The sequence below is a fragment of the Bacillus sp. CHD6a genome, from assembly GCF_001293645.1.
Lineage (GTDB): Bacteria > Bacillota > Bacilli > Bacillales > Bacillaceae_I > Sutcliffiella_A.
Genome location: NZ_LBMD01000011.1, coordinates 36,506 through 57,695, shown reverse-complemented (window position 1 = coordinate 57,695; position 21,190 = coordinate 36,506). Strand labels below are relative to the sequence as shown.

The following is a 21,190-nucleotide window of genomic DNA, read 5'->3' as shown; positions in this document are numbered from 1 at the left end:
TTCGTCTCCCTAAACAAACTTACTCCTTTTTCAGAAAAATGGCAATAGGATATTATGTCGAAAGCATAAAAAAACACCCTCACAGGGTGTTTTTAGTCGACTGACATTCCGTCATGTTCCTTGAATAGTTCATATAAAAATCCCACCGAACGGAAGGCATAAATTTTTTCCTTCATCTCACCATGTTTGAAGATCATCAAACAAGGGACGCTTTCAATTTCCCACTTCATAGCAAGATCTTGAATATAATTCACATCAAGCATCCCAAAATTAAGATGCGGAAAAAGCTCTTTCGTCACGTCCAGCATCCGCTTGGCAACCTGACAGGTCCCACACATTGGCGTGTAAAAATAAACCACACTTAGTTTATTTTCGTTGATTTCTTGTAAAAGTTCTTCCTTGGTCCAATCCCTCATGATCTCATCCTCATTACATCTTATTACAAGTATTCTGCATGAATATCAATATTTGCACTAAGTAACACCGTAGCTATATGGTGATGTGGCGCAGAGGCCACTTCTCGATACATTTTATCAATATAAAGATGCTCTGCCTCTGGAAACTCTCTTTTAAAGAGCTTCCGCAATTTTTCACCAGAACTATCCGCATCGACCAAAATATAAACCTCTTTATCCATTATATCTTCCATCAATTCATCAAGCTTTGTGACACTGATTGTGCCATTGGTACATATAATATGAACTGGCTCATTGATGACTTCCTGAACACGTTTTTTATCTGATTTACCCTCTACAATAATAATTTTTTCCTCTTGAATAAAATCCATATCCATCACCTGTTCTAAAAAGATGTATAAAGATAAGTTGCTTTATACTATAACTATTCCGAATAGCGGTAATGTACACATATAATTAGAAATAAGGGCGTCATTTAATATGAAAAAGGGGCGGAACTAATAAGAGTCCCAACCCCACCGATGGTTAACACCATCCATTTTCGTAGTCGCAATCTACATATTTGGCATCTTTTTCAGAAGGCACTTGAACTTGTTGAAAGATCTTGCTACCTTCTTGTTCATAACCATTTTTTAAGGCGTACTGGTTGCCTTGCTCGGTAAACGTTACTTGACCTATGGATTCATTTTCCACGTAAAGCTCAAAGCCTTGGTTTGTCAACTTCCCGTTTACTCTGTCGGTGATATCCAGCCTTTTGTTATCCAACGTCATTTAAGGTCACCTCTTTAGTAAAAGTTAACTAAAGTTAGGTTGCCCCACGTCTAGATAATTAATCTTCTTTTGTCATTTCCTCATATTGCTCTGCAGTCATCAATTTGTCTACTTCACCAGCATCTGCAGGTTCCACCACAATCATCCATGCTTTCTCGTATGGAGATTCATTCACAAATTCAGGGCTGTCATTTAGATCTTCATTAACTTCTACCACTTTTCCACTGATTGGAGCGTAAAGTTCTGATACTGTTTTTACAGATTCAACACTTCCAAATGGCTCATCTGCAGAAATTTCATCTCCAACTTCAGGAAGTTCAACAAACACAATATCGCCAAGCTCGGATTGAGCAAAGTGCGTAATCCCTACTCGTACTTTTTCTCCTTCAACTTTTACCCATTCATGCTCTTCGGAATAACGTAAATCTTTAGGTGTGCTCATCAATAATTCCCTCCATCAAAACTTGTTTATTTTTAGCTCATCTAATAGGCATGCCTATTTAAAAAGAGAGCCTGTCCTATTTCCATGTTTCCTCAAACTGTTTTTCATTAAATCCAACTGTTACTTTGCTGCCGTCCGTCGTAATCGGACGCTTAATCAACATCCCATCCGTTGCAAGAATATCAAGCAATTCCTCTTCGGATGCTGTTTTTACTTTATCCTTCAATCCAAGCTCGCGATATTTCATGCCGCTTGTATTAAAGAACTTCTTCAGTTCTAGGCCGCTTTTTTTGTATAGCTCCTCTAACTTTTCACGTGATGGTGGATTTTCGACAATATGTACTTCTTCTACCGCTACACCATTCGCCTCAAGCCACTTTTTAGCATTGCGACATGTGCCACATTTAGGATACCAATAAAACGTTACTGTCATAACCTTTTTGCACCACCTTAGCATACATGATTTTACTCATATATTGTAGCATAACACAAAGCTTGCGCCTAATTTTCAACATGCTATTTTCTATTATTCGACGTCTTTTTCTATTTTCCTTTTGATGAGATACAATTTTTGTAGACCATCGTGCTGGAAGTGTATAACTCTATATTAGTTATTTGCTTTGGTTGGTTATTTGATTTGAGGTTAAATAAGTTAAATAGCTTGATGAAGACCTTTTCAGCTGAATGTTTGTGTCGAAAGTGTCTTCATATTGTTTATGATGACATTTACAGCAGTTATTTCATTACGAAAGTGTCTTCATACATTGGATGAAGACACTTTTAACTAAAATGCAGCTCCAAAAACGTCTTCATTCTCAAATATATACAAAGCCATCAATTGTTTCGATCTTTTGAAAGGAGTAAAAAAACCAGACTACCCGAAACAGGAGCCTGGTTTTCGATTCTTAAACAGTATATTTTTGAGCATCCAATACGACCGCTGCAATTTCTCGTTTCTTTGCAACAACGTTGATTGGTGTGTGACGAGTGAATTTGCGCAGTGCAGAAATCATCATGCGAAGCGTATCGCCAGTTTCAGCAGCTACCAACGTTTCTCTTGCATCTGCTTCAATTTGGTTGAACGCCTCTTGACAGAATACTTGCGTATAAAGGACTTTCAGTTTGTTTTTGTCTTCGCCGGATTTTGCAATCGCTTTTTCCGTGCGTAGCACAGCAGACTCCATAGAATATACGTTGCTGATGATGTCCGCGATGTTAACAAGCAATTCTTGTTCTCTTTCCAAAGCCTTTCCGTACTTTTGAGCTACAAGACCTGTCATTAAGATAGCGATTTTCTTAGCATTTTTCACAAGATATTTCTCTTGTTCCAACACTCCATCGCCAACTTCTTCAGGCATAAGCATCATTAACTCTTCTTGTAGACTTTGTGCTTTTTGGATAAGTGGAAGTTCGCCTTTTAATGCTTTACGCAGGTACGTTCCTGGTACCAATAAACGGTTGATTTCATTTGTTCCTTCGAAGATACGGTTGATACGGGAGTCGCGGTACATTCTTTCCACTTCGTACTCTGCCATAAAGCCGTATCCACCATGAATTTGAACCGCTTCATCCACCACATAGTCAAGCGTTTCAGAACCAAACACTTTATTTAAAGAACACTCGATAGCATATTCTGCAACTGCTTTTGCCACTGCATTAGGATCTTTTTCCTCTTCTTTCGTCAGACGGCCCATGCTGTCTTCAAAAAGCCCGACTGTACGGTAAACGGAGCTTTCCGTTGCATATGTTTTAACTGCCATATTTGCAAGCTTCTCTTGGATAAGGGAGAATTTTGCGATAGGTGTTTTGAATTGTTGGCGCTGGTTTGCATACGTTGCTGCAAGCTCAATTCCACGCTTAGATCCACCAACTGTTCCAACAGCCAATTTGTAACGTCCAATGTTAAGGATGTTAAATGCGATTACGTGCCCGCGTCCAATTTCACCAAGAAGGTTTTCTTTTGGTACTAATGCATCTTCTAGGATCAATGTACGTGTAGAAGAGCCTTTGATTCCCATTTTCTTTTCTTCCGGTCCAGTGGAAACGCCACCAAACTCGCGCTCTACGATGAATGCGGAGAAGTGTTCGCCATCAACTTTTGCATAGACAACGAATACATCTGCAAAGCCTGCATTAGTAATCCATTGTTTTTCACCATTCAATATATAATGCGTTCCTTCGTCATTCAACTTAGCAGTCGTTTTTGCACCAAGAGCGTCCGATCCGGATCCTGGCTCTGTTAATGCGTACGCTGCAAGCATTTCACCGGAAGACAGTTTTGGAAGGTATTTTTGTTTTTGGTCTTCATTACCGAAAAGAACGATAGGAAGAGATCCAATTCCAACGTGTGCGCCATAGGATAAGGAGAATCCGCCAGCTCTTGAGAATTTTTCTGTGATTAGGGATGAACTGATTTTATCAAGTCCGAATCCGCCGTACTCTTCTTGTACGTCTGCTCCTAATAGGCCCAGTTCTCCTGCTTCTTTTAAAAGTTTTACGGAGATATCGAAGTTGTGGTGTTCGATTTCTTCTAGGTTTGGTACTACTTCGTTTACGACGAATTCTTCGGTTGTTTTGGCGATTAGTTTGTGTTCGTCTGAGAAGTCCTCTGGTGTGAAGACTTTTTCTGCTGCTATATCATCAAGTAGGAAGCTTCCGCCTTTGATTACGTTTTCTAATGTGTTTGACATTTTGTTTTCCTCCCGAATGGTTATTAAAAAACTTTTGTTTTCTGGATAACTCCTTGTTGACTTCCGTTTCGGGTGTTCGCTTTCCGCGGGTCACTTCGTTGGAGTCCACTGAAAAAGTCTTGATTTTAGTATTTTTATAAACACCGCTATTGATTTCCGCAAATGGCTTCGCTTTCCTAGGGGCGCTGCTGGAGCCTCCTCGGCTACGCCTGCGGGGTCTCCACCTAGCGCTATCTCCCTCAGGAGTCTTCGCCTTTTGCTCCAATCAACAGCTAGGAATAAATAAAAAACTTTATTTTATTAGTTTTTCAATGGTCTCCTTCGTTGCGGGGTCTCAAGCTACCGCTACCTCCCGCCGGAGTCGAACTCCCTGCACTTCAGTCAACAGGGGAAGTCACGTTTTATAACAGATATCTATTCATCTTTTATAAAATAATATATTTATGCCAGTAGTTCGAATACTCCTGCGGCGCCCATTCCGCCGCCGATACACATGCTGACGATACCGAACTGTTCGTTGCGGCGTTGCATTTCGTGTAGGAGGGTCAGGGTTAGTTTGGAGCCTGTGCATCCAAGTGGATGACCTAGGGCAATTGCTCCACCGTTTACGTTCACTTTGTCTTCGTCAAGATTCAATTCGCGCATAACTTGAATTGCTTGGGATGCGAAGGCTTCGTTTAATTCTAGTAAGCCGATATCGGAAAGTTCCAATCCTGCCAGTTTAAGTGCTTTCGGGATTGCCACTACCGGACCGATTCCCATTACTTCCGGTGGCACGCCGCCTACTGCAAAGGATCGGAATTTTGCAATTGGTTTTAATCCAAGTGCTTCTGCTCTTTCACGCTCCATCACAAGGACAGATGCTGCTCCGTCACTTGTTTGGGAGGAGTTTCCTGCTGTTACGGAACCTTTAACATTAAATGCAGGGCGAAGTTTGCTCAATACTTCCATGGAAGTACCTGCTCTTACTCCTTCATCCTGACTGAAAGTGAAGGTTGATTCTTGTAATTTGTGGTTGGATCCAACCTTGCGCAACGTTACATCCACAGGGACGATTTCATCCACAAATCTTCCTTCTTGTATCGCTCTTGCAGCACGCTCATGACTGCGAACAGCGAACGCATCCTGATCTTCACGGCTTACACCGTATTTCATTGCTACTTGTTCCGCCGTGTGACCCATCCCCATATAATACTCTGGTGCGGAATCAACAAGTCTTGCATTTGGTCTTACTGTGTGACCGACCATTGGCACCATACTCATGGATTCTGCTCCACCTGCGATGATGGATTCAGAGTGGCCAAGCATGATTCGCTCTGCAGCATAGGCAATGGTTTGTAAGCCCGAAGAACAATATCTATTTATAGTAATTGCAGGTACGCTAGATGGGAGTCCAGCTAATCCTCCGATGTTTCTTGCCATATTGAGACCTTGTTCTGCTTCTGGCATCGCACACCCGAAAATTAAGTCATCGATTGGACCATCATAATTGCCTGCTCTTTTTAGTGTTTCTTTTACTACTAATGCCCCTAGATCATCTGGTCGAACTGTAGCTAGTGATCCTTTTCTTGATCTTCCGACTGGTGTTCTGGCACCAGCAACAATAACCGCTTCTTTCAAAATGCTCCCCTCGCTTTTCTAGTAGTTTAGTAGAATGTTAGTTTTACACCGTTGTTGATTTGCGCACCAGGCTTCGCTTTCCACGGGGCGACCTTGAGCCTCCTCGCAACGCTTGAGGGGTCTCAACATTGTCGCTACTCCCCCGCTGAAGTCTTCGCCTTGTGCTCCAATCAACAGCTTAGGATCTATTTATAATTGGTTTAGTTACGTAATGGTTTTCCTTTTACAAGCATGTGCTGCATGCGTTGTTGGGATTTTGCTTCTCCAACTAGGCTTAGGAATGCTTCACGTTCAAGATCTAGTAGGTACTGTTCATCTACTTCTGTTCCGAACGGTACATTTCCGCCAGCGATAACATAGGCAAGCTTCTTAGCTATTTTTAAGTCGTGCTCGGATATGAATCCAGAATATTGCATGTTGTGAGCTCCAAGCATTAACGTTGCATAGCCTGTTTCTCCCACTACAGGGACCTTTCTGCGAACAGGTGCTGTGTATCCTGCATCATATAGGCTTGTTACCGCCTGCTTCGCATCATGAATTAGGTGGTCGCCGTTGAAGCTGATTTGATCTTTATTATTCAGTAAGTGCAGGTCTCTCGCTTCCGCTGCGGAAGTAGAGACTTTTGCGGTTGCAATTTGTTCAAATACTTTGTTTGCAACCTTTTGCAAATCATACTCAAGTCCTTGTGGCATACTGTTCAAGTGCTTCATGTAAAGCTCTTTGTTACCCCCTCCACCAGGGATCAATCCGACTCCTACTTCTACAAGACCCATATACGTTTCACTGGATGCCTGAAGCTGGCTTGTTGGGAGGCAGATTTCTGTTCCTCCTCCGAGTGTCATGCCAAATGGCGCAGCCACAACCGGTTTGGAGCTGTATTTTAAATTCATCATGGCTTGTTGGAAGTGCTTTACAACCATTTCAATTTCAAAATAATTGTCGTCTTGCGCTTCCATCAGAATCATGGCAAGGTTTGCACCAACACAGAAGTTCTTGCCTTGGTTTCCAATTACAAGTCCTTTGTAGTTTTTATCTACTTCTTCAAGCGCGTAGTTCACCATTTGGATAATATCTAGCCCGATAGCGTTGTTTGGTGATTGGAATTCAAGTAATGCCACATCGTCCCCAAGGTCGATTAAGCTTGCTCCAGAGTTTTTCTTGATCACACCATTTGTTTCTTTTAATGTTTTCAAGTGCACTACTTTTGGATTTATTTCAAGCGCTTTGTAAGTACCGTTGTTATAAAATAAGGTTGTTCCACCATCTTTTTTGTAGAAAGAACGATGGCCGTTCGCTAACATTTCGTCGACCCATTTTGGAACCGGAATTCCGTCTTCTTTCATTTTCAGGACTGATTGTTCTAGACCGATGGCATCCCACGTTTCAAATGGTCCATGATCCCAGCCAAAGCCCCATTTCATCGCTTGGTCGATTGCCACGATATCATCCGCGATCTCACCTAGTAATTCAGCAGAATAGCTCAATACTGGTGCAAGAATGCTCCAGATCAGATTTCCAGCGCGGTCGTCCGCATATACAAGCGCTTTCATTTTGTTGCTGTAGCCTTTTGCTTGTTTGCTCATTTCAAGAGCTGGAGTTTTTAACTTTTTGCGTGCGTCATATTCCAACGTCTCTGGGTTAAGTTCTAGAATTTCTTTTCCTTGCTTTAGAAAGAACCCTTGACCGGACTTCGAGCCCAACCAGCCTTTTTCCTTCATTTTGTTCATAAAGTCTGGAATTCGGAACACTTCTTGTTCCTTGCCCTCAACTTTTTCGTAAACATTGTTGGCTACATGGATGAATGTATCTAACCCTACAACGTCAAGTGTACGGAATGTGGCACTCTTCGGTCTGCCGATTGCGGGACCTGTGACGGAATCCACTTCTCCGACACTATAACCGCCCTCAAGCATTTCATTCACCGTAACAAGTAATCCATACGTTCCGATTCGGTTAGCTATGAAGTTCGGCGTATCTTTCGCAAGAACAATACCTTTACCTAATACATCTTCACTAAATGTTTTAATGAAGCTGACAACCTCAGGACTTGTGTCCTTTGTCGGAATCACTTCAAGTAACTTCAAATAACGCGGTGGGTTAAAAAAGTGCGTTCCAAGGAAGTTCTTTTTAAAGTCTTCGGAGCGTCCTTCTGCCATCGCCTCAATGGAGATACCAGATGTATTGGAGCTGATGATACTTCCAGGTTTGCGGTGTGCATCTACTTTTTCAAAAAGTTGTTTTTTGATTTCCAGATTCTCAACGATTACTTCAATGACCCAGTCACAATCTGCAATCTTTGCCATATCGTCTTCTAGATTTCCTGCCTCAATTAAAGCAAGATTAGATTTGGATGTAAGTGGAGCTGGTTTTTGTTTTAATAGTTTTTGCAAAGCTGTGCTTGTAAACTTGTTTCGGATTGCTTTATCAGAGAGTGTTAAGCCTTTTTGTTCTTCTTCACTCGTTAATTTGTTAGGAACGATATCTAACAAGATTGTAGGAATTCCAACGTTTGCTAAGTGTGCAGCAATCCCGGATCCCATTACTCCCGATCCGATTACAGCAGCCTTTTTAATACTTTGTTTCATTCTTCCTCCCCCTTGATAGTTGGTTTTAAAGAAAATTAATTACCCACCGCTGGTTATTTCCGCACCGGGCTTCGCTTTCCAGGGGCGCTTAAGGAGCCTCCTCGGCTTTGCCGAAGCCACTGAAAAAGACTTTGATTTTGAAATTTTACTAAACACCGCTGTGGATTTCCGCAAATGGCTTCACTTTCCTAGGGGCGGTGCTTGAGCCTCCTCGCGTCGCTGCGGGGTCTCAAGCTACCGCTATCTCCCGTAGGAGTCTACGCCCTATGCTCCAATAACCAGCTAAAAACTGTTAAACAGGTTTTTTGAATGAATGCTCATTCATTTTTACCACAAAAAAATATCTCCTTTGTAAGAGTTCCCTTGGGTTTAACTATAAAGTATTTTGAAAATTTTCGCAATAAATAAATAGCAATTTTCCATTTTATTTTCTAATGTACGCTGTATGTAGCTGATTGGTGTGGGAAAAATGTAGTTGTGGAGGTGAGACATCATGGCAAAGTTGAAAAAACAACCTTCTCATGCAGCAAAAAGTGCTGCGAGTGTAAAAGGAAACGCAGGTCCTACTGTGGAGATGGACTATAGCGGTAAAAAGACGAGCAACAATCATCAGTACGGAAAACAGAACATGCAAGACTGATGTTATAAGAAAAAACGGGCAAAAAACGCCCGTTCCTTCTTTTCCATAAAACATTAGTTAGTGTTTATGAGCCGCTGTTCCTTTCCTTAAATGGCTGCGCTTTCGGCGGGACGGTGCTTGAGCCTCCTCACTTCGTTGCGGGGTCTCAATCTACCGTTACTCCCCCGCTGGAGGAAGGGACAGTTGAGACCCCACAGTGAGGCCCCTGAAAAAAAGATAACATAAGTTTTTAATAACCCCTAGCTGTTGATTGGAGCAAAAGGCGAAGACTCCTCGAAAATGCTACGCATTTTCTTCGTGCGATGAATCGCTGCCGAAGCCTTCCTTGTCCTGAGGGAGATAGCGCTAGGTGGAGACCCCGCAGGCTTGCCGAGGAGGCTCTCGTCAGCCCCTAGGAAAGCGAAGCCATTTGCGGAAATCAACAGTGGTGTCTTAACAGCATCTAAAATCAAAGACTTTTCAGTTGCCTACAACTGAGACAAGTAGGCTCACGGACCGCCCGCAGGCAAGCGAAGCGCCTGGAACGGAAATCAACCGGATTATATATATGCTTTCTTTTTTCATAAACGTAAAGAGCGTGCATATCGCACGCTCTCTTATTATTTCTTGATAATTCCTTTTAGTACGAACGCTACGTTTGCTGGGCGTTCTGCTAGGCGGCGCATGAAATATCCGTACCAGTCTGTACCGTATGGAACATATACGCGCATTTTGTAGCCTTCATTTACTAACTCGAGTTGACGCTCTGGACGAATTCCGTAGAGCATTTGGAATTCAAATTGATCTTTGGAAATGCCATGTTTTTTGACAAGTTCTTTTGTGTATTCGATCATCGCATCGTCATGAGTTGCAACTGCTGTGTAGTTTCCATTAAGCAGGTGCATTTCAATGATCTTCTTGAAATTGTCGTCTACATCTTTTTTTTCTGGGAATGCAACTTCCGGTGACTCTTTGTATGCTCCTTTTACTAAACGAAGATTTGGGTTGTATTGATTAAGGTCTTCCATATCTTTTACCGTTCTATACAAGTAAGCTTGTATGACAGTACCGACATTGTCATACTCTTCTCTTAACTTTTTGAACACATCAATTGTTTTACCGCAGCGGGAATAGTCTTCCATGTCAATCGTTACAAATACACCGTGTTCCTTTGCTGCATCAAGAATTCTACGCATATTCTTCATCACAACTTCTTCTGAGATATCAAGTCCCATGGATGTCATTTTCAAGGACAATTGAGAATCAAGGTTTTCGTTGCCGATTGCACGAATAGCTTCGATGGAGTTGTCCGCCATTTCGTTCGCTTCTTTTTCCGTATCAATAAACTCACCCAAATAGTCTATTGTGACACATAGGTCTTTTTCGTTAAGCTCTTGGATACATTTTACCGCTTGATCGATCCTTTCCCCTGCGACAAAGCGTCCAGCACCGAAACGCAATCCGTACTTTCTTGCCATTTTGGTTAACGATTTGCTTTTCGATAGATACAAAAATGTATTGCGCATTACTTGTTCCATTTGATATTCCTCCCGCTTCTTCTCGATGTCCCTCTCCGATTGCTTTATTCTATTTTCTGAAATATATAGTAAACGCTTTCATTGAGTGTAAAATAAAAATTACACCCTCATTTTATCATCTTTTCAAATTTTTGAATACAAATTATTTGTCGGGAAATAGTGCTTACTTTTGTCGTTTTATTAGTCATTATGGATGTAGCCGTTTTTTTTTGACGTACATATTTTTCCGCTAAAAGGTTACTCTACATTTGATAGATTATGATAGGAGGTCGTTGTATGCAACAGCAGCAACCACAGCAAAATACTACTCAGCAGCCTGGTTATTACCCACAGCCACCAAACGTGGTAACGACAAAAGATTCTCTATACTTTGCAGATATGCTTTCCTGGAATTTACTTGCGATGAAGAAAGCACACTTTTTTGCAAGCCAATGCCAAGATCAGGATGTTGTCACTGCAATTGAAAAAGCCGGCCAAATGCATCAGAGACATTACCAGAAGGTCTTGACCCACTTACAAGGTCAAAATCAAATGCAGCAACAACCACTACAATAGAAAGGAGCCCAACCTACATGAATCAACAAAAAATTCAGAACCCTGAAACACAGGTTGCTAAAACACCACAAATGAATGAGCGCGATTTCATCAACGATATGCTTGCAACGGAAAAATACATGACTGATTCGTATTGCACTGCATTAAATGAAGCAAGCAACCAGCAAATCTATACGGACTTGCTCGCGATTTTTAATGAAACACAAAATTGTCAGCGTGAGCTTTATAATGTCATGTTCCAAAAAGGATGGTACGGACTAGAGCAAGCCGATCAGACAAAACTACAACAGGAATACCAGCAGTTCCAAGGGTACACGAACCAGTTTCCTTATGGAAATAATGGGATGATGCAGTAATTGATAAAGCGACGGAGGAAGCCACTTACTTAGTCTTCTTCTGTTGTTTTTTTGTTACTATGTATACTCTTATTAAAAATCGTATCTTCCCCTCTACCCTTCAGCATATTTTCTAAAACCCTAACCTTCCTAAATAAAGGAATTCACCAAAGGTTTTTTGTGGTAAAATTATACAAATTGGTTTTTGTTTAGGGGGGAATTAGGTGAAACGTATATTCACTTTATTTTTGGTTGGAGTCTTATTCAGTGGTTGCTCTAATTCAGAAGGTCATCAGAAAAAAATCACCAAGTTAGAAAAAGAAATAGCGGAAATTCATGCACAACTTGAGGAGAAAGAAATGGAATTTGAAAAAGTTTCACATTCTCCTGAGGAAGAGGAAACGGGAGAGTTCATCCAACTTTCAAAAGATCAAATACCTCGTTTATGGGTTGACGTAGATGCACAACTTTGGGATTACTTTACATATGATACACGCTCAGAAAAAACTGCCTTGAATAAAGGGGTAACAAATTGGCGTGAGTGGGATGGAGAATATGAACAAGCTTTTGGTAACGCCAATCAAACTTGGGATGCTCCTGGGGTGTTAATGAATGCATGGATGTTGGACGTAGAATTAAGCAGTGGACTTGGTATCGATGTGTGGGAAATTAACACAAGGATTTATTTTTCAGATGAGGACGAAGCGGAAGGCTATTTCATGAGTTTTGTAATGCGTGATGATTCTGTTGGAGGCAGCGATATAAAACTCACGATGTTGAAAGAAAATAATTTTTGGTATGTGGAAAAAGTGGAAGTTCGTGACAGGTGTTCTCGTGGTGTTAGTGAAGATAAAGATCTCTGTTTGTAATTATTATTAAAGGCATTAATGGATAAATGGTCGCTTTCGATGGATATATTGAATTTACAATGGATATGTTACCCTTTGCAATGGATAAACGTCTGTTTAGAATGGATAAATCTCTTTTACAATGGATAACCGTATAAATGCGAGTTTAACTCGTACCTTTTTGAAATAAGAAAGAGCCTTGATTTGCACAATAGCAATCCAAGGCTCTTCCTTATTTCCCGCTTTTCGCACGGTGGGCGTCATTTAACTCTTTAATTTCCTTAATCAAAGTCATCATATCTTGCTTTGCGTCTGGATATTGCTCATTCCAATGCTTGACAAGTGGTGGCATTGATTTTGCGATGTATGTATAGAGCACCCATGCTTTCACATTTTCCTTGTGCTCTTCAGTCACTTCACCTAGAAGAAGCTCCGTGTATTTTTCTAATAAACCGTCCAGTTGCTGGTCGAGTTTTTCGTTCATTGGCAAAACCTCCCCTCAAACCTTTGTTTCATTCAATTACACATTTAAGTTAAGGTTACCTTAAGCCATGTATTAAGCTCTTAAGCCCTCTAAATCCGGAACCAAGCATCTGCCGCGACCGTGCGGAATGCATAATGGAGTTCCAAATAACGGGTCCGTTGTTACCTGACAATTCATATCAAAAACATTTTTAACAAGATCGCAGTTAATTACTTCTTCTGGCTTGCCTTGTGCGTAAATCTGTTTATCACGGATTGCAACTAAATGGTGTGCGTAGCGACAGGCAAGGTTAAGATCATGAAGAACCATTATAATAGTACGGTTTTCTTTTTCATTTAATTCAAAAAGAAGATCAAGAATCTCAATTTGATGTGTGAGATCTAAGTAAGTTGTAGGCTCATCCAACAAAATCACATCTGTTTCTTGTGCAAGGGTCATCGCAATCCATGCTCGTTGGCGTTGACCACCGGATAATGAGTCGACTGTTCTTTCTGCGAATTCCTCCATTCCTGTTGCACGGAGAGAATCCCACACTAACTTTTCATCATGTGTTGACCATTGTTTTAACCATGATTGATAAGGATAACGGCCTTGTTTCACCAGTTGGAGTACGGATAATCCTTCTGGAGAAGTTGGCCCTTGTGGAAGAATGGCAAGCTTTTTGGCAATGTCTTTTGTGGATTGACCGGAAATTGCTTTTCCTTCGAGGAGTACATTTCCTTGTCTAGGCTTTAACAAACGAGCAAGCGAACGAAGCAAGGTGGATTTCCCACAGCCATTCCCACCGATAAAGACCGTAATTTCCCCTTTAGGGATTTTTAGATCTAATTCCTCTATAATGATGGATTCTCCATAGGATAATGTAAGTGACTGGGTTTCTAAAGCGTTCATGTTACTTCCACCTCTCGTTAAGTATTTCCCGGTTTGTAACGCAATCAAATTTTTAGCTATCTATAAGTTTAGGAGAATTAACAGGAAGTGTCAATGATTTTGAAAACCATTCTCATTAAAAGGACTATTTATTATTACTATTGTGGAAGTGGTAAAAAAAGCACACCAATCGGTGCGCTTTTTAGAGAAATTCCTTAATATCATATACTCTTCCGTTTTCAATCTTACCTGTTAATAGGAGATCCATCATGCTCTCAGCCACAAACGATGGACTTCTTAATTGGCCTTCTTCATGATAGTTCTTGAATGTCTCCACGTTGCTGAAATCTTTTTCATCAGAGCTGCGGATGACTACTTGCATATCTGTATCCATCACTCCTGGTGAAAATGAGAGAATGTTTGTCGGATGTGCAGCTTGGCTTTGTTCAAGGCCTACTGATTTCGTGAACATATCTAGTCCAGCCTTCGTCGTGCAATAGGTATTCCACCCATGAATCGGCCGGTTGGCAGCTCCAGAACTAACATTGACGATCACCTTTTTACAGTCCCAATCTTCAGTGAGCCGGATAAATTCGTTGGTCATCAGCATCGGAGTTAGAAGGTTAAGGTGAACAGCCTTGGTCATAGTCGACTCGTCCGCTTTCCCAGCCGGCTTAATCGGGTCAACCATTCCGGCATTGTTTATTAGATAAATCCCCTCTGCATCCCCGTCCTTCTCTATTTTAGATAAAAGATATTGTACAATACCTGTTACGCGATCATGTTTGCTTAAATCCTCTTGTAGAAAAGTAAATTCTGCTCCACTCTCTTTTGCTGTTTGTTCGAGGTCCACATTTTCACTTCTGGCAATACAAATGACATGATGGTTTTCTTTTAGCAGTAATTTCACAGTAGCTTCTCCAAGCCCTTTAGAAGAACCTGTAACGATAAAATAGTTCATTTGATACACTCCCAATCTATTTATTTTTTGCTAATTTGATGAGGGAAGATGCAATCTGCCAACCGTCCGAACATTTTTCTCCTAGTGTAAAAGGTATAAGATTGACGATACCGATCCAGAGACTGAAATAGACGAATAAGGCGGAAAAGGAGAACTGGGATGGCGTCCAAAACGGAAGTACGAAAAGGATGGAAAATAAGTTGAAAAGAGGTCCGCCAAAAGAAATCCAGGCAATCTCTTTATGGGATAACTCCCTTGTCATGTCATTACTGGAGTACCCTCCTAAAAACGGAATAATGTTTACCCTTATCTGTGTTCCCTTTAAGTTAAAATCCACAATCTTGGGCCCTATACCAATTCCAATCTGCGTTCTTTTCACTTTATGAAGCCTTGCCATACTCACATGGCCTGCCTCATGAATCAAGTGGACAAGCGGTACGACCAAATAAAAAAACAACACTGTATCAAGCATACTAAAGCAACCTTCTTTTTCCGTCGTTGATCTTATTATACATGAGGGATCAGCGGTATTGGAGGAATTTGGTGGAGAAAGAAACACCTGTCGGGGTCAGACCCCGACAGGTGTTTTTAATTTTGTATCGAATAAACTAATGTTAGACATTTATTACATTATATCCAGCCATATCTTAATTGTCGTTGCTAAAATCAATAGTGCCAAGATCCACTGCAATACTTTTGTATTCATCTTTTGTCCAAGTTTTGCACCAATTGGTGCCGCTATGATACTTGCGATGACCATGACGATAGCTGGGATCAACAGTACTTGACCAGTCGTAATTTTGCCGACTGTACTACCTATGGATGAAATGAAGGTAATAGCCAATGAACTCGCGATGGTCATACGTGTAGGAATCTTAAGGACCACTAGCATGATTGGCACGAGCAGGAATGCCCCTGCCGCTCCGACAATACCAGACCCGATACCGACGACAAATGCAAGAGTTCCAGCTAGCGCTTTATTAAAAGTAACTTGATCTAACGGTATGTCATCAATGCCTTTTTTAGGAACGAACATCATAATAACAGCTATAAGTGCAAGAATACCGTAAACCATGTTAATACCGTCTGCGCTCATTAGGCGGGACCCATACCCTCCGATAAAACTACCAATGAGGATACTTACTCCCATATAAATAATAAGATCTTTATTTAAATAGCCTCCTTTGCGGTAGGCCCATACACCTGAAATGGTGGCGAAAAAAACCTGTACTGCACTAACACCCGAAACTTCATGCGCTGTGAACGCAGTAAGACCGAGCATCGGTGGGACGTACAAAAGCATCGGATACTTAATGATGGAACCACCAATACCAACCATTCCTGATACAAATGAACCAACAAAACCGATCGTAAACAAAGCTACAAGCCACAAAATATCAAATTCCATAAAGCATCCCTCCTTCTAGGTTGAGGGGGTTTCGACACGTATGCCAAAACTCCTAGAGGGGTCTGACCCCTCTTTTAAACTTTTTTAAATAGTTTTCCGCCCTTCGACAAGAAGGGCGGAATTCCTTTGAGGGTCTGACCCCTCTTCATCAATTATTTTTTTCCGTGCACTGCGCAGCGGTTTGGACCGATTTCCATGTCGCGTTGTTCGTCTTCGGTTGGGTTGATTTTGCCCATGTTTAGTTGGCGGATTTCTTGGTATGCGTTTGGTTGTGGTGGCAGGTTTTCAGAAACGAGTTTACGGAACTCCGCTTCGTCTTCGATGTTTAGGCCCGCATTGTTTTTAAACAAGTCGCCTAGACGTGCTGCCACAAGACCACCTTTCCCTACTTCGGACATGGTGCCAAAGTGAGCAGGTAATACAACTAGATCATCAGACAACTCTTTGTAACGGGAGTAAAGTGTTTCACGAAGATCAGCTACCCAGTCCTCCGCTTTTCCGGCAAGGTCCGGACGACCGATAGACTCGACGAATAAAATGTCGCCACTTAACAAAAAGCGATTATCTACGACAAATGACGTACTTCCGATTGTGTGACCTGGAGAGTAAATCGCCTGCACAGCAACCTTCGTCGTACCTACCGTAATTTCCACCCCATCTTCCAGCGCTGCATAATCAAACGTTACTTCTTCTGCATCCTTTGGAGGCAACCAGTACGTTGCATTCGTTGCTTCACGTAGCATACGTCCACCGGAAATGTGATCGGCATGCAAGTGCGTGTCCGCCACATGTACCACTTTTAAACCTTTCGCTTCTGCAAACGAAATGTACTGATCCACCATACGTGTAGAGTCAATGATCATAGCAGAACCATTAGATTCAACAAGGTAGCTTAAGCAGCCTTTTCCGATACGAACGAACTGCCACAATGTACCGCCGTCCGTTAAATCTGCTACTTTAACCGGCTCCAAGTATTCACTCCATGCCTTCATTCCGCCTTGCAAGTAAGAAACATTTTTCACGCCAGCTTCCACTAACATCTCGCCAACAAAGATAGAAGAACCTTCTTTTGCACATACTACCAAAACATTTTCTGATGGAATTTGTTCTAAGATTTCTTCCACGCCATCCATCAACTCAAAGTAAGGTACATTCTTATGCTCAACAGATGCCCCGTCAATTTTCCAATCAGCAAATGCATCTTCGTTTCGCACATCTAAAATAAATAATGATTCATTAGCTAAAATCTTTTTCGTTACATCTTTTGCAGTCATTGCGTTTAACATGAATAAATACCCCCTATGGTATAATTTATTGTAAAAAAATTTAGCGTGTTAAGCTGTAGGACCTTCCCACTTGCTCATACCAGGAACAACATTTTTTACATTTGTAAAACCTAGTTCTGTCAATTTCTGTGCAGCCATGTCACTTCGGCTTCCTGTACGGCAAATGACATATGTTTCTTTTTCTTTTTCTAAACCTGATACTCCATTTTCAAGGTCACCTAATGGTACTGAAACTGCACCAGGAATATGTCCAAATGCATACTCAGCTGGTTCACGCACATCCAGCACCACAATACCCGTTTCTAATTTGCCTTCCAACTCTTCATTCGTTGCAACATGAGGATAGTTTTGCTCTTCTTTTTCCTCTTCAGATCTAGCTTTACGGATATAATGTTTTAATACATCGCCTTCTTCAAGCGTTCCTAAATATTGATGGCCGATTTTTTCTGCCCATGCTTTAATATCTGCTTTTGAACCTTTATCTGTAGCGAGCACTTCCAATACCTCACCAGAATTAACCTGATCAATCGCTTTTTTAGTACGCACGATTGGCATTGGACATGCCAAGCCTTTCGCATCTATCGTCATATTTACATTCATCAGTAGGTCATCTCCTTTTTCGAATAAAATATTATTCTACGTTACCTTCCCACTCCAACATTCCGCCGACCATATTAATGACGTCAAAACCTTGGGCTGCCAAGAACATAGAGGCTTTCCCACTTCTTCCACCTGAACGGCAGACCATGAAATGTGTTTTAGACTTATCAATATCTTGCGTGCGGAACTCCAATAAACTTAATGGAATGTTCACGGCTTGAGGAATCTTTCCTGCAGCTACTTCCTCTGCTTCCCTTACATCAATGATGGATAGCTTCTCGCCAGCTGCAAGCTTTGCTTCTAATTCTTGTGGTGTAATCTCTTTCATGTTTGACAGCTCCTTTTATTTTTATTTACCAGGCATTCATGCCACCTTTTACATTGCTAAGTTTCGTAAATCCGGCTTTCTTCAACTGTTTCACGGCTGCGTTACTGCGCATGCCACTTTGGCAAATGACAATGATTTCTTTGTCTTTTGAAAGTTTATTCATGCTTTTTCCAATGGTGTTCAAGGGGATATTGTGAAACTGACGAATGTGATTGCCTTTGTATTCCATCGGTGTACGAACATCAATAAACTGTTTGTTTTTATCATTTAATTCTTGCTTCAATTCAGCCGTAGTTATCTGACGGACGCCAGCAGTTGGCTTCATTCTGCTGATGAGAAACACGACTGCCAGCCCCATTAGAATGTAAGGAAGAAACTCCATTCAAACACGCTCCTCTTAGATAAATAAGTTCACATTACCTTCAGAAGCATCGCCTAAATATGCGCCAACCCCTGCGTACTCAATTCCATCAATCATCTCTTCATGCTTTAAACCCAGTAAGTCTACCGTCATTTGGCAACCGACAAGTTTAACATCCTGCTCTTTTGCCATTTCAATCAAGCTTGGCAAAGATTGTACGTTATGCTTTTTCATAATATCTTTAATCATTTTAGGACCCATGCCAGCCATGTTCATAGTAGATAGTGGCAACTTGTTCGCACCACGTGGCATCATCTTACCGAACATTTTTTCAATAAAGTTTTTCTTAACTGGTACAAGCTCTTCTTTACGAAGTGCATTCAAGCCCCAAAATGTGTGGAAAATGGTTACCTCGTGATCATATGCTGCAGCACCGTTCGCAATAATATAGGCTGCCATCGCTTTGTCATAATCACCGCTGAAAAGTACAATCGTTGTTTTCTTCTTTTCCATGATGTAATCCTCTCCTTATGTTTTATCTCTTGTTACGCTTTTTTAATATAGAAAGTAAATACGTCGTTCTCTTCTTTCATGTCTAATAGTTCATTACCAGTTGCTTTGCACCATGCAGTTAAGTCTGTCTTGGCACCTTTGTCAGTTGAGATAACCTCTAAGATCTCACCGCTGTTCACTTCATTTAATGCTTTCTTCGTTTTCACCAATGGCATTGGGCAAGCTAATCCTTTTGCGTCTAATACTTTGTTTACATTCATGTGTTATTCCTCCTATTTTTTACCCCTAGGGGTATATTATTAGTTAAAAAAATATAGTAGATATCTTTATACCTGGTAGGGTATATATCGCTTCAAAAAAATATCGGGTTACTTCTAATACCCTTAGGGGTATAATAACATGCAAAAAAATATGATGCAACCCTTCCTGTTCACCAATACCCTAGTGGGTATCTACGACTTTATAATATACCACTTAGGGTATATTATCAAGTACTTTTTTTGCTACCTGCTTTTAATGAGAAGATCAACCGCCTGTTGCACCATTTCGCTGGTCTCTTCCCCTTTTAGTACATTTTCTCGAACGCATTGTTCCAAGTTTGTACTAACAATGACGCCAATGGCGCGTTCAATTGCAGTGGTAGCGGCATTTAACTGAGATACGACATCTCTGCAATCTTCGCCTTGTTCCATCATATGAAGAACTCCCCTGATTTGCCCTTCGGCACGTTTCAAACGATTCTTCATTTGGTTTGTGTATTCCATAGCAGACATGCACCTCCTATTGAAAATAATGTAGTTACAATGTCTATGCTCATATATTATACCCCTTAGGGTATATTGTCAACCCATTGAACTAGAAATCTTTAATTTCCTTAATATATAAAGTGCGGCATGTCCCTTGCTTCTATACTATATAAAAATCTATTGAAAACGTTTCGATTTGTATTATTTTATAAAGGCTTTTCTATTTTACTCTGAGGGGATGAAAAGACATGGTTAAAATGAAGAAGAAGCATTTTTGTTGTGATTTAGCAGAGTTCGTGTGGAAGGTTAGTTCATCCCAAAACGCCTCTAGTTCGTTACAGAATCCATCATGTTGGTGGCGATTTCTAAAAAACAGTATAAAAACAGGCAGCCTCCCTTATCAAGGCGGCAACCTGTTCTATAAAACATTAGATTTTGTCCATCATCCCATGCAAATTGGTAATACTTATTCGCAAACTGTCCAAAGGATTCCCCTCACATACATCCTGCTCTATGATGTACCACTGCACACCGTTCTTTTCTCCCCAACGCAATATCGATTCAAAGTCGATGACTCCTGTACCTACCTCCGCAAAATTTCCTTCTTCACCTGCGGCCATATCTTTCATATGTAATGTTGGGACACGGCCTGCTAATGGTGATAAAAATTCCAGTACATCACGACCTGCTTTTGTTACCCAATAAACATCAAGCTCAGCAAGAAGCAAGTTATCAGCACTTGGCTCTAGTAAATATTCTAAAACTACCTTACCATCAATTTCTTTGTGAAACTCGAAATCATGGTTATGATAGCTGATTGTGTAGCCGTCTTTTTTCAACACAGAAGCAAGTTCGTTTAACTCAGCTTTTAGAGAAACATAATATTCCTCTGTACGGTCCTCGTCAACCACATATGGCATAACAAGATGCTTTGTACCAAATAGCTCTGCTTCATTCAATACTGCTGGAAGCTCATTGCGTAATCGATCCATCCCTACGTGCATGCCAACAACGGATAGATTCCATTCTTTCAGGGTCGCCGCGATTTCCTTTGCATCATGGCCGTAAAGTCCTGCCATCTCCACTCCTGCATAGCCCATTTCTTTTAACGCTTTAAGTACTCCGATAAAATCCTTTTCGCATAGATCACGCACTGTATAAAGTTGTGCAGCGATTTTGTGTTTCATCCTCATCCGCCTCCCATTTTATAAAAA

Annotated in this window: 26 protein-coding genes; 4 read left to right on the top strand and 22 right to left on the bottom strand. The window is 41.1% G+C overall.

Annotation, left to right across the window (positions count from 1 at the left end; all coding sequences use genetic code 11):
• Positions 1 to 92 precede the first annotated feature (92 nt).
• The 8 genes from AAV98_RS10175 to AAV98_RS10140 all read right to left on the bottom strand — a co-directional run bounded on the left by AAV98_RS10175 (position 93) and on the right by AAV98_RS10140 (position 8,524).
• Positions 93 to 416 carry a thioredoxin family protein gene (locus AAV98_RS10175; RefSeq protein ID WP_060665456.1) on the bottom strand — a complete coding sequence of 108 codons (324 nt, stop codon included), beginning with the start codon at positions 414 to 416 and terminating at the stop codon, positions 93 to 95.
• Positions 417 to 439: 23 nt separating this feature from the next.
• Entirely contained in the window at positions 440 to 787 is a 348-nt protein-coding gene (locus tag AAV98_RS10170) for a toprim domain-containing protein (protein ID WP_060665455.1), read from the bottom strand.
• A 154-nt stretch (positions 788 to 941) separates the two neighbouring features.
• The gene (locus AAV98_RS10165) at positions 942 to 1,187 is read right to left on the bottom strand and encodes a YusG family protein (RefSeq protein ID WP_060665454.1); all 246 of its coding nucleotides are present in this window, start codon (positions 1,185 to 1,187) and stop codon (positions 942 to 944) included.
• 58 nt (positions 1,188 to 1,245) lie between these two features.
• Complete coding sequence (gene gcvH, locus AAV98_RS10160; RefSeq protein WP_060665453.1) at positions 1,246 to 1,629, bottom strand: glycine cleavage system protein GcvH; 384 nt, start codon at positions 1,627 to 1,629, stop codon at positions 1,246 to 1,248.
• Between the two features lie 76 nt (positions 1,630 to 1,705).
• A complete protein-coding gene (locus tag AAV98_RS10155; RefSeq protein WP_060665452.1) occupies positions 1,706 to 2,062 on the bottom strand; it encodes an arsenate reductase family protein in 357 nt (118 codons plus the stop codon).
• Between the two features lie 472 nt (positions 2,063 to 2,534).
• Positions 2,535 to 4,319 (bottom strand): acyl-CoA dehydrogenase family protein, encoded by a 1,785-nt coding sequence (locus tag AAV98_RS10150; RefSeq protein ID WP_060665451.1) that lies wholly within the window; start codon positions 4,317 to 4,319, stop codon positions 2,535 to 2,537.
• 441 nt (positions 4,320 to 4,760) lie between these two features.
• Entirely contained in the window at positions 4,761 to 5,939 is a 1,179-nt protein-coding gene (locus tag AAV98_RS10145) for an acetyl-CoA C-acetyltransferase (RefSeq protein WP_060665450.1), read from the bottom strand.
• Positions 5,940 to 6,139: 200 nt separating this feature from the next.
• Positions 6,140 to 8,524 (bottom strand): 3-hydroxyacyl-CoA dehydrogenase/enoyl-CoA hydratase family protein, encoded by a 2,385-nt coding sequence (locus tag AAV98_RS10140; RefSeq protein WP_060665449.1) that lies wholly within the window; start codon positions 8,522 to 8,524, stop codon positions 6,140 to 6,142.
• 493 nt (positions 8,525 to 9,017) lie between these two features.
• Between AAV98_RS10140 and AAV98_RS19970 the strand changes: the two genes are divergently transcribed.
• Entirely contained in the window at positions 9,018 to 9,164 is a 147-nt protein-coding gene (locus AAV98_RS19970) for a YuzL family protein (protein ID WP_082380856.1), read from the top strand.
• 599 nt (positions 9,165 to 9,763) lie between these two features.
• Here the strand turns inward: AAV98_RS19970 and AAV98_RS10135 are convergent.
• Complete coding sequence (locus tag AAV98_RS10135; protein WP_060665448.1) at positions 9,764 to 10,681, bottom strand: proline dehydrogenase family protein; 918 nt, start codon at positions 10,679 to 10,681, stop codon at positions 9,764 to 9,766.
• A gap of 276 nt (positions 10,682 to 10,957) precedes the next feature.
• On the opposite strand from AAV98_RS10135, the gene AAV98_RS10130 reads away from it, so the two are divergent.
• The 3 genes from AAV98_RS10130 to AAV98_RS10120 all read left to right on the top strand — a co-directional run bounded on the left by AAV98_RS10130 (position 10,958) and on the right by AAV98_RS10120 (position 12,440).
• A complete protein-coding gene (locus tag AAV98_RS10130) occupies positions 10,958 to 11,236 on the top strand; it encodes a hypothetical protein (protein WP_060665447.1) in 279 nt (92 codons plus the stop codon).
• 17 nt (positions 11,237 to 11,253) lie between these two features.
• Positions 11,254 to 11,592: a spore coat protein gene (locus AAV98_RS10125; protein ID WP_060665446.1), complete on the top strand. Its 339-nt coding sequence runs from the start codon at positions 11,254 to 11,256 to the stop codon at positions 11,590 to 11,592.
• A 203-nt stretch (positions 11,593 to 11,795) separates the two neighbouring features.
• Positions 11,796 to 12,440, top strand: coding sequence for a hypothetical protein (locus AAV98_RS10120; RefSeq protein ID WP_060665445.1), 645 nt, complete (start codon positions 11,796 to 11,798; stop codon positions 12,438 to 12,440).
• Between the two features lie 211 nt (positions 12,441 to 12,651).
• On the opposite strand, the gene AAV98_RS10115 is transcribed toward AAV98_RS10120, so the two are convergent.
• The 13 genes from AAV98_RS10115 to AAV98_RS10055 all read right to left on the bottom strand — a co-directional run bounded on the left by AAV98_RS10115 (position 12,652) and on the right by AAV98_RS10055 (position 21,163).
• On the bottom strand, positions 12,652 to 12,903 hold the full coding sequence (locus AAV98_RS10115) for a YusU family protein (RefSeq protein ID WP_060665444.1): 252 nt from the start codon (positions 12,901 to 12,903) through the stop codon (positions 12,652 to 12,654).
• 72 nt (positions 12,904 to 12,975) lie between these two features.
• Positions 12,976 to 13,794, bottom strand: coding sequence for an ABC transporter ATP-binding protein (locus AAV98_RS10110; RefSeq protein ID WP_060665443.1), 819 nt, complete (start codon positions 13,792 to 13,794; stop codon positions 12,976 to 12,978).
• Between the two features lie 181 nt (positions 13,795 to 13,975).
• Positions 13,976 to 14,734, bottom strand: coding sequence for a (S)-benzoin forming benzil reductase (locus AAV98_RS10105; RefSeq protein WP_060665442.1), 759 nt, complete (start codon positions 14,732 to 14,734; stop codon positions 13,976 to 13,978).
• Between the two features lie 16 nt (positions 14,735 to 14,750).
• Positions 14,751 to 15,206 carry a site-2 protease family protein gene (locus tag AAV98_RS10100; protein WP_060665441.1) on the bottom strand — a complete coding sequence of 152 codons (456 nt, stop codon included), beginning with the start codon at positions 15,204 to 15,206 and terminating at the stop codon, positions 14,751 to 14,753.
• Between the two features lie 153 nt (positions 15,207 to 15,359).
• Complete coding sequence (locus tag AAV98_RS10095) at positions 15,360 to 16,142, bottom strand: sulfite exporter TauE/SafE family protein (RefSeq protein ID WP_060665440.1); 783 nt, start codon at positions 16,140 to 16,142, stop codon at positions 15,360 to 15,362.
• Between the two features lie 152 nt (positions 16,143 to 16,294).
• Positions 16,295 to 17,428, bottom strand: a complete 1,134-nt coding sequence (locus tag AAV98_RS10090; RefSeq protein ID WP_060665439.1) for an MBL fold metallo-hydrolase — start codon at positions 17,426 to 17,428, stop codon at positions 16,295 to 16,297.
• Positions 17,429 to 17,476: 48 nt separating this feature from the next.
• A complete protein-coding gene (locus AAV98_RS10085; protein ID WP_060665438.1) occupies positions 17,477 to 18,031 on the bottom strand; it encodes a sulfurtransferase TusA family protein in 555 nt (184 codons plus the stop codon).
• Positions 18,032 to 18,059: 28 nt separating this feature from the next.
• The gene (locus AAV98_RS10080) at positions 18,060 to 18,356 is read right to left on the bottom strand and encodes a rhodanese-like domain-containing protein (RefSeq protein ID WP_060665437.1); all 297 of its coding nucleotides are present in this window, start codon (positions 18,354 to 18,356) and stop codon (positions 18,060 to 18,062) included.
• Between the two features lie 25 nt (positions 18,357 to 18,381).
• Positions 18,382 to 18,738 carry a rhodanese-like domain-containing protein gene (locus AAV98_RS10075; protein WP_060665436.1) on the bottom strand — a complete coding sequence of 119 codons (357 nt, stop codon included), beginning with the start codon at positions 18,736 to 18,738 and terminating at the stop codon, positions 18,382 to 18,384.
• A 15-nt stretch (positions 18,739 to 18,753) separates the two neighbouring features.
• Complete coding sequence (locus AAV98_RS10070) at positions 18,754 to 19,230, bottom strand: DsrE/DsrF/DrsH-like family protein (RefSeq protein ID WP_060665435.1); 477 nt, start codon at positions 19,228 to 19,230, stop codon at positions 18,754 to 18,756.
• A gap of 32 nt (positions 19,231 to 19,262) precedes the next feature.
• Entirely contained in the window at positions 19,263 to 19,490 is a 228-nt protein-coding gene (locus AAV98_RS10065) for a sulfurtransferase TusA family protein (protein ID WP_060665434.1), read from the bottom strand.
• A gap of 243 nt (positions 19,491 to 19,733) precedes the next feature.
• Entirely contained in the window at positions 19,734 to 19,994 is a 261-nt protein-coding gene (locus tag AAV98_RS10060) for a metal-sensitive transcriptional regulator (RefSeq protein ID WP_010196754.1), read from the bottom strand.
• Between the two features lie 410 nt (positions 19,995 to 20,404).
• Positions 20,405 to 21,163: a sugar phosphate isomerase/epimerase family protein gene (locus AAV98_RS10055; protein ID WP_060665433.1), complete on the bottom strand. Its 759-nt coding sequence runs from the start codon at positions 21,161 to 21,163 to the stop codon at positions 20,405 to 20,407.
• Positions 21,164 to 21,190 lie beyond the last annotated feature (27 nt).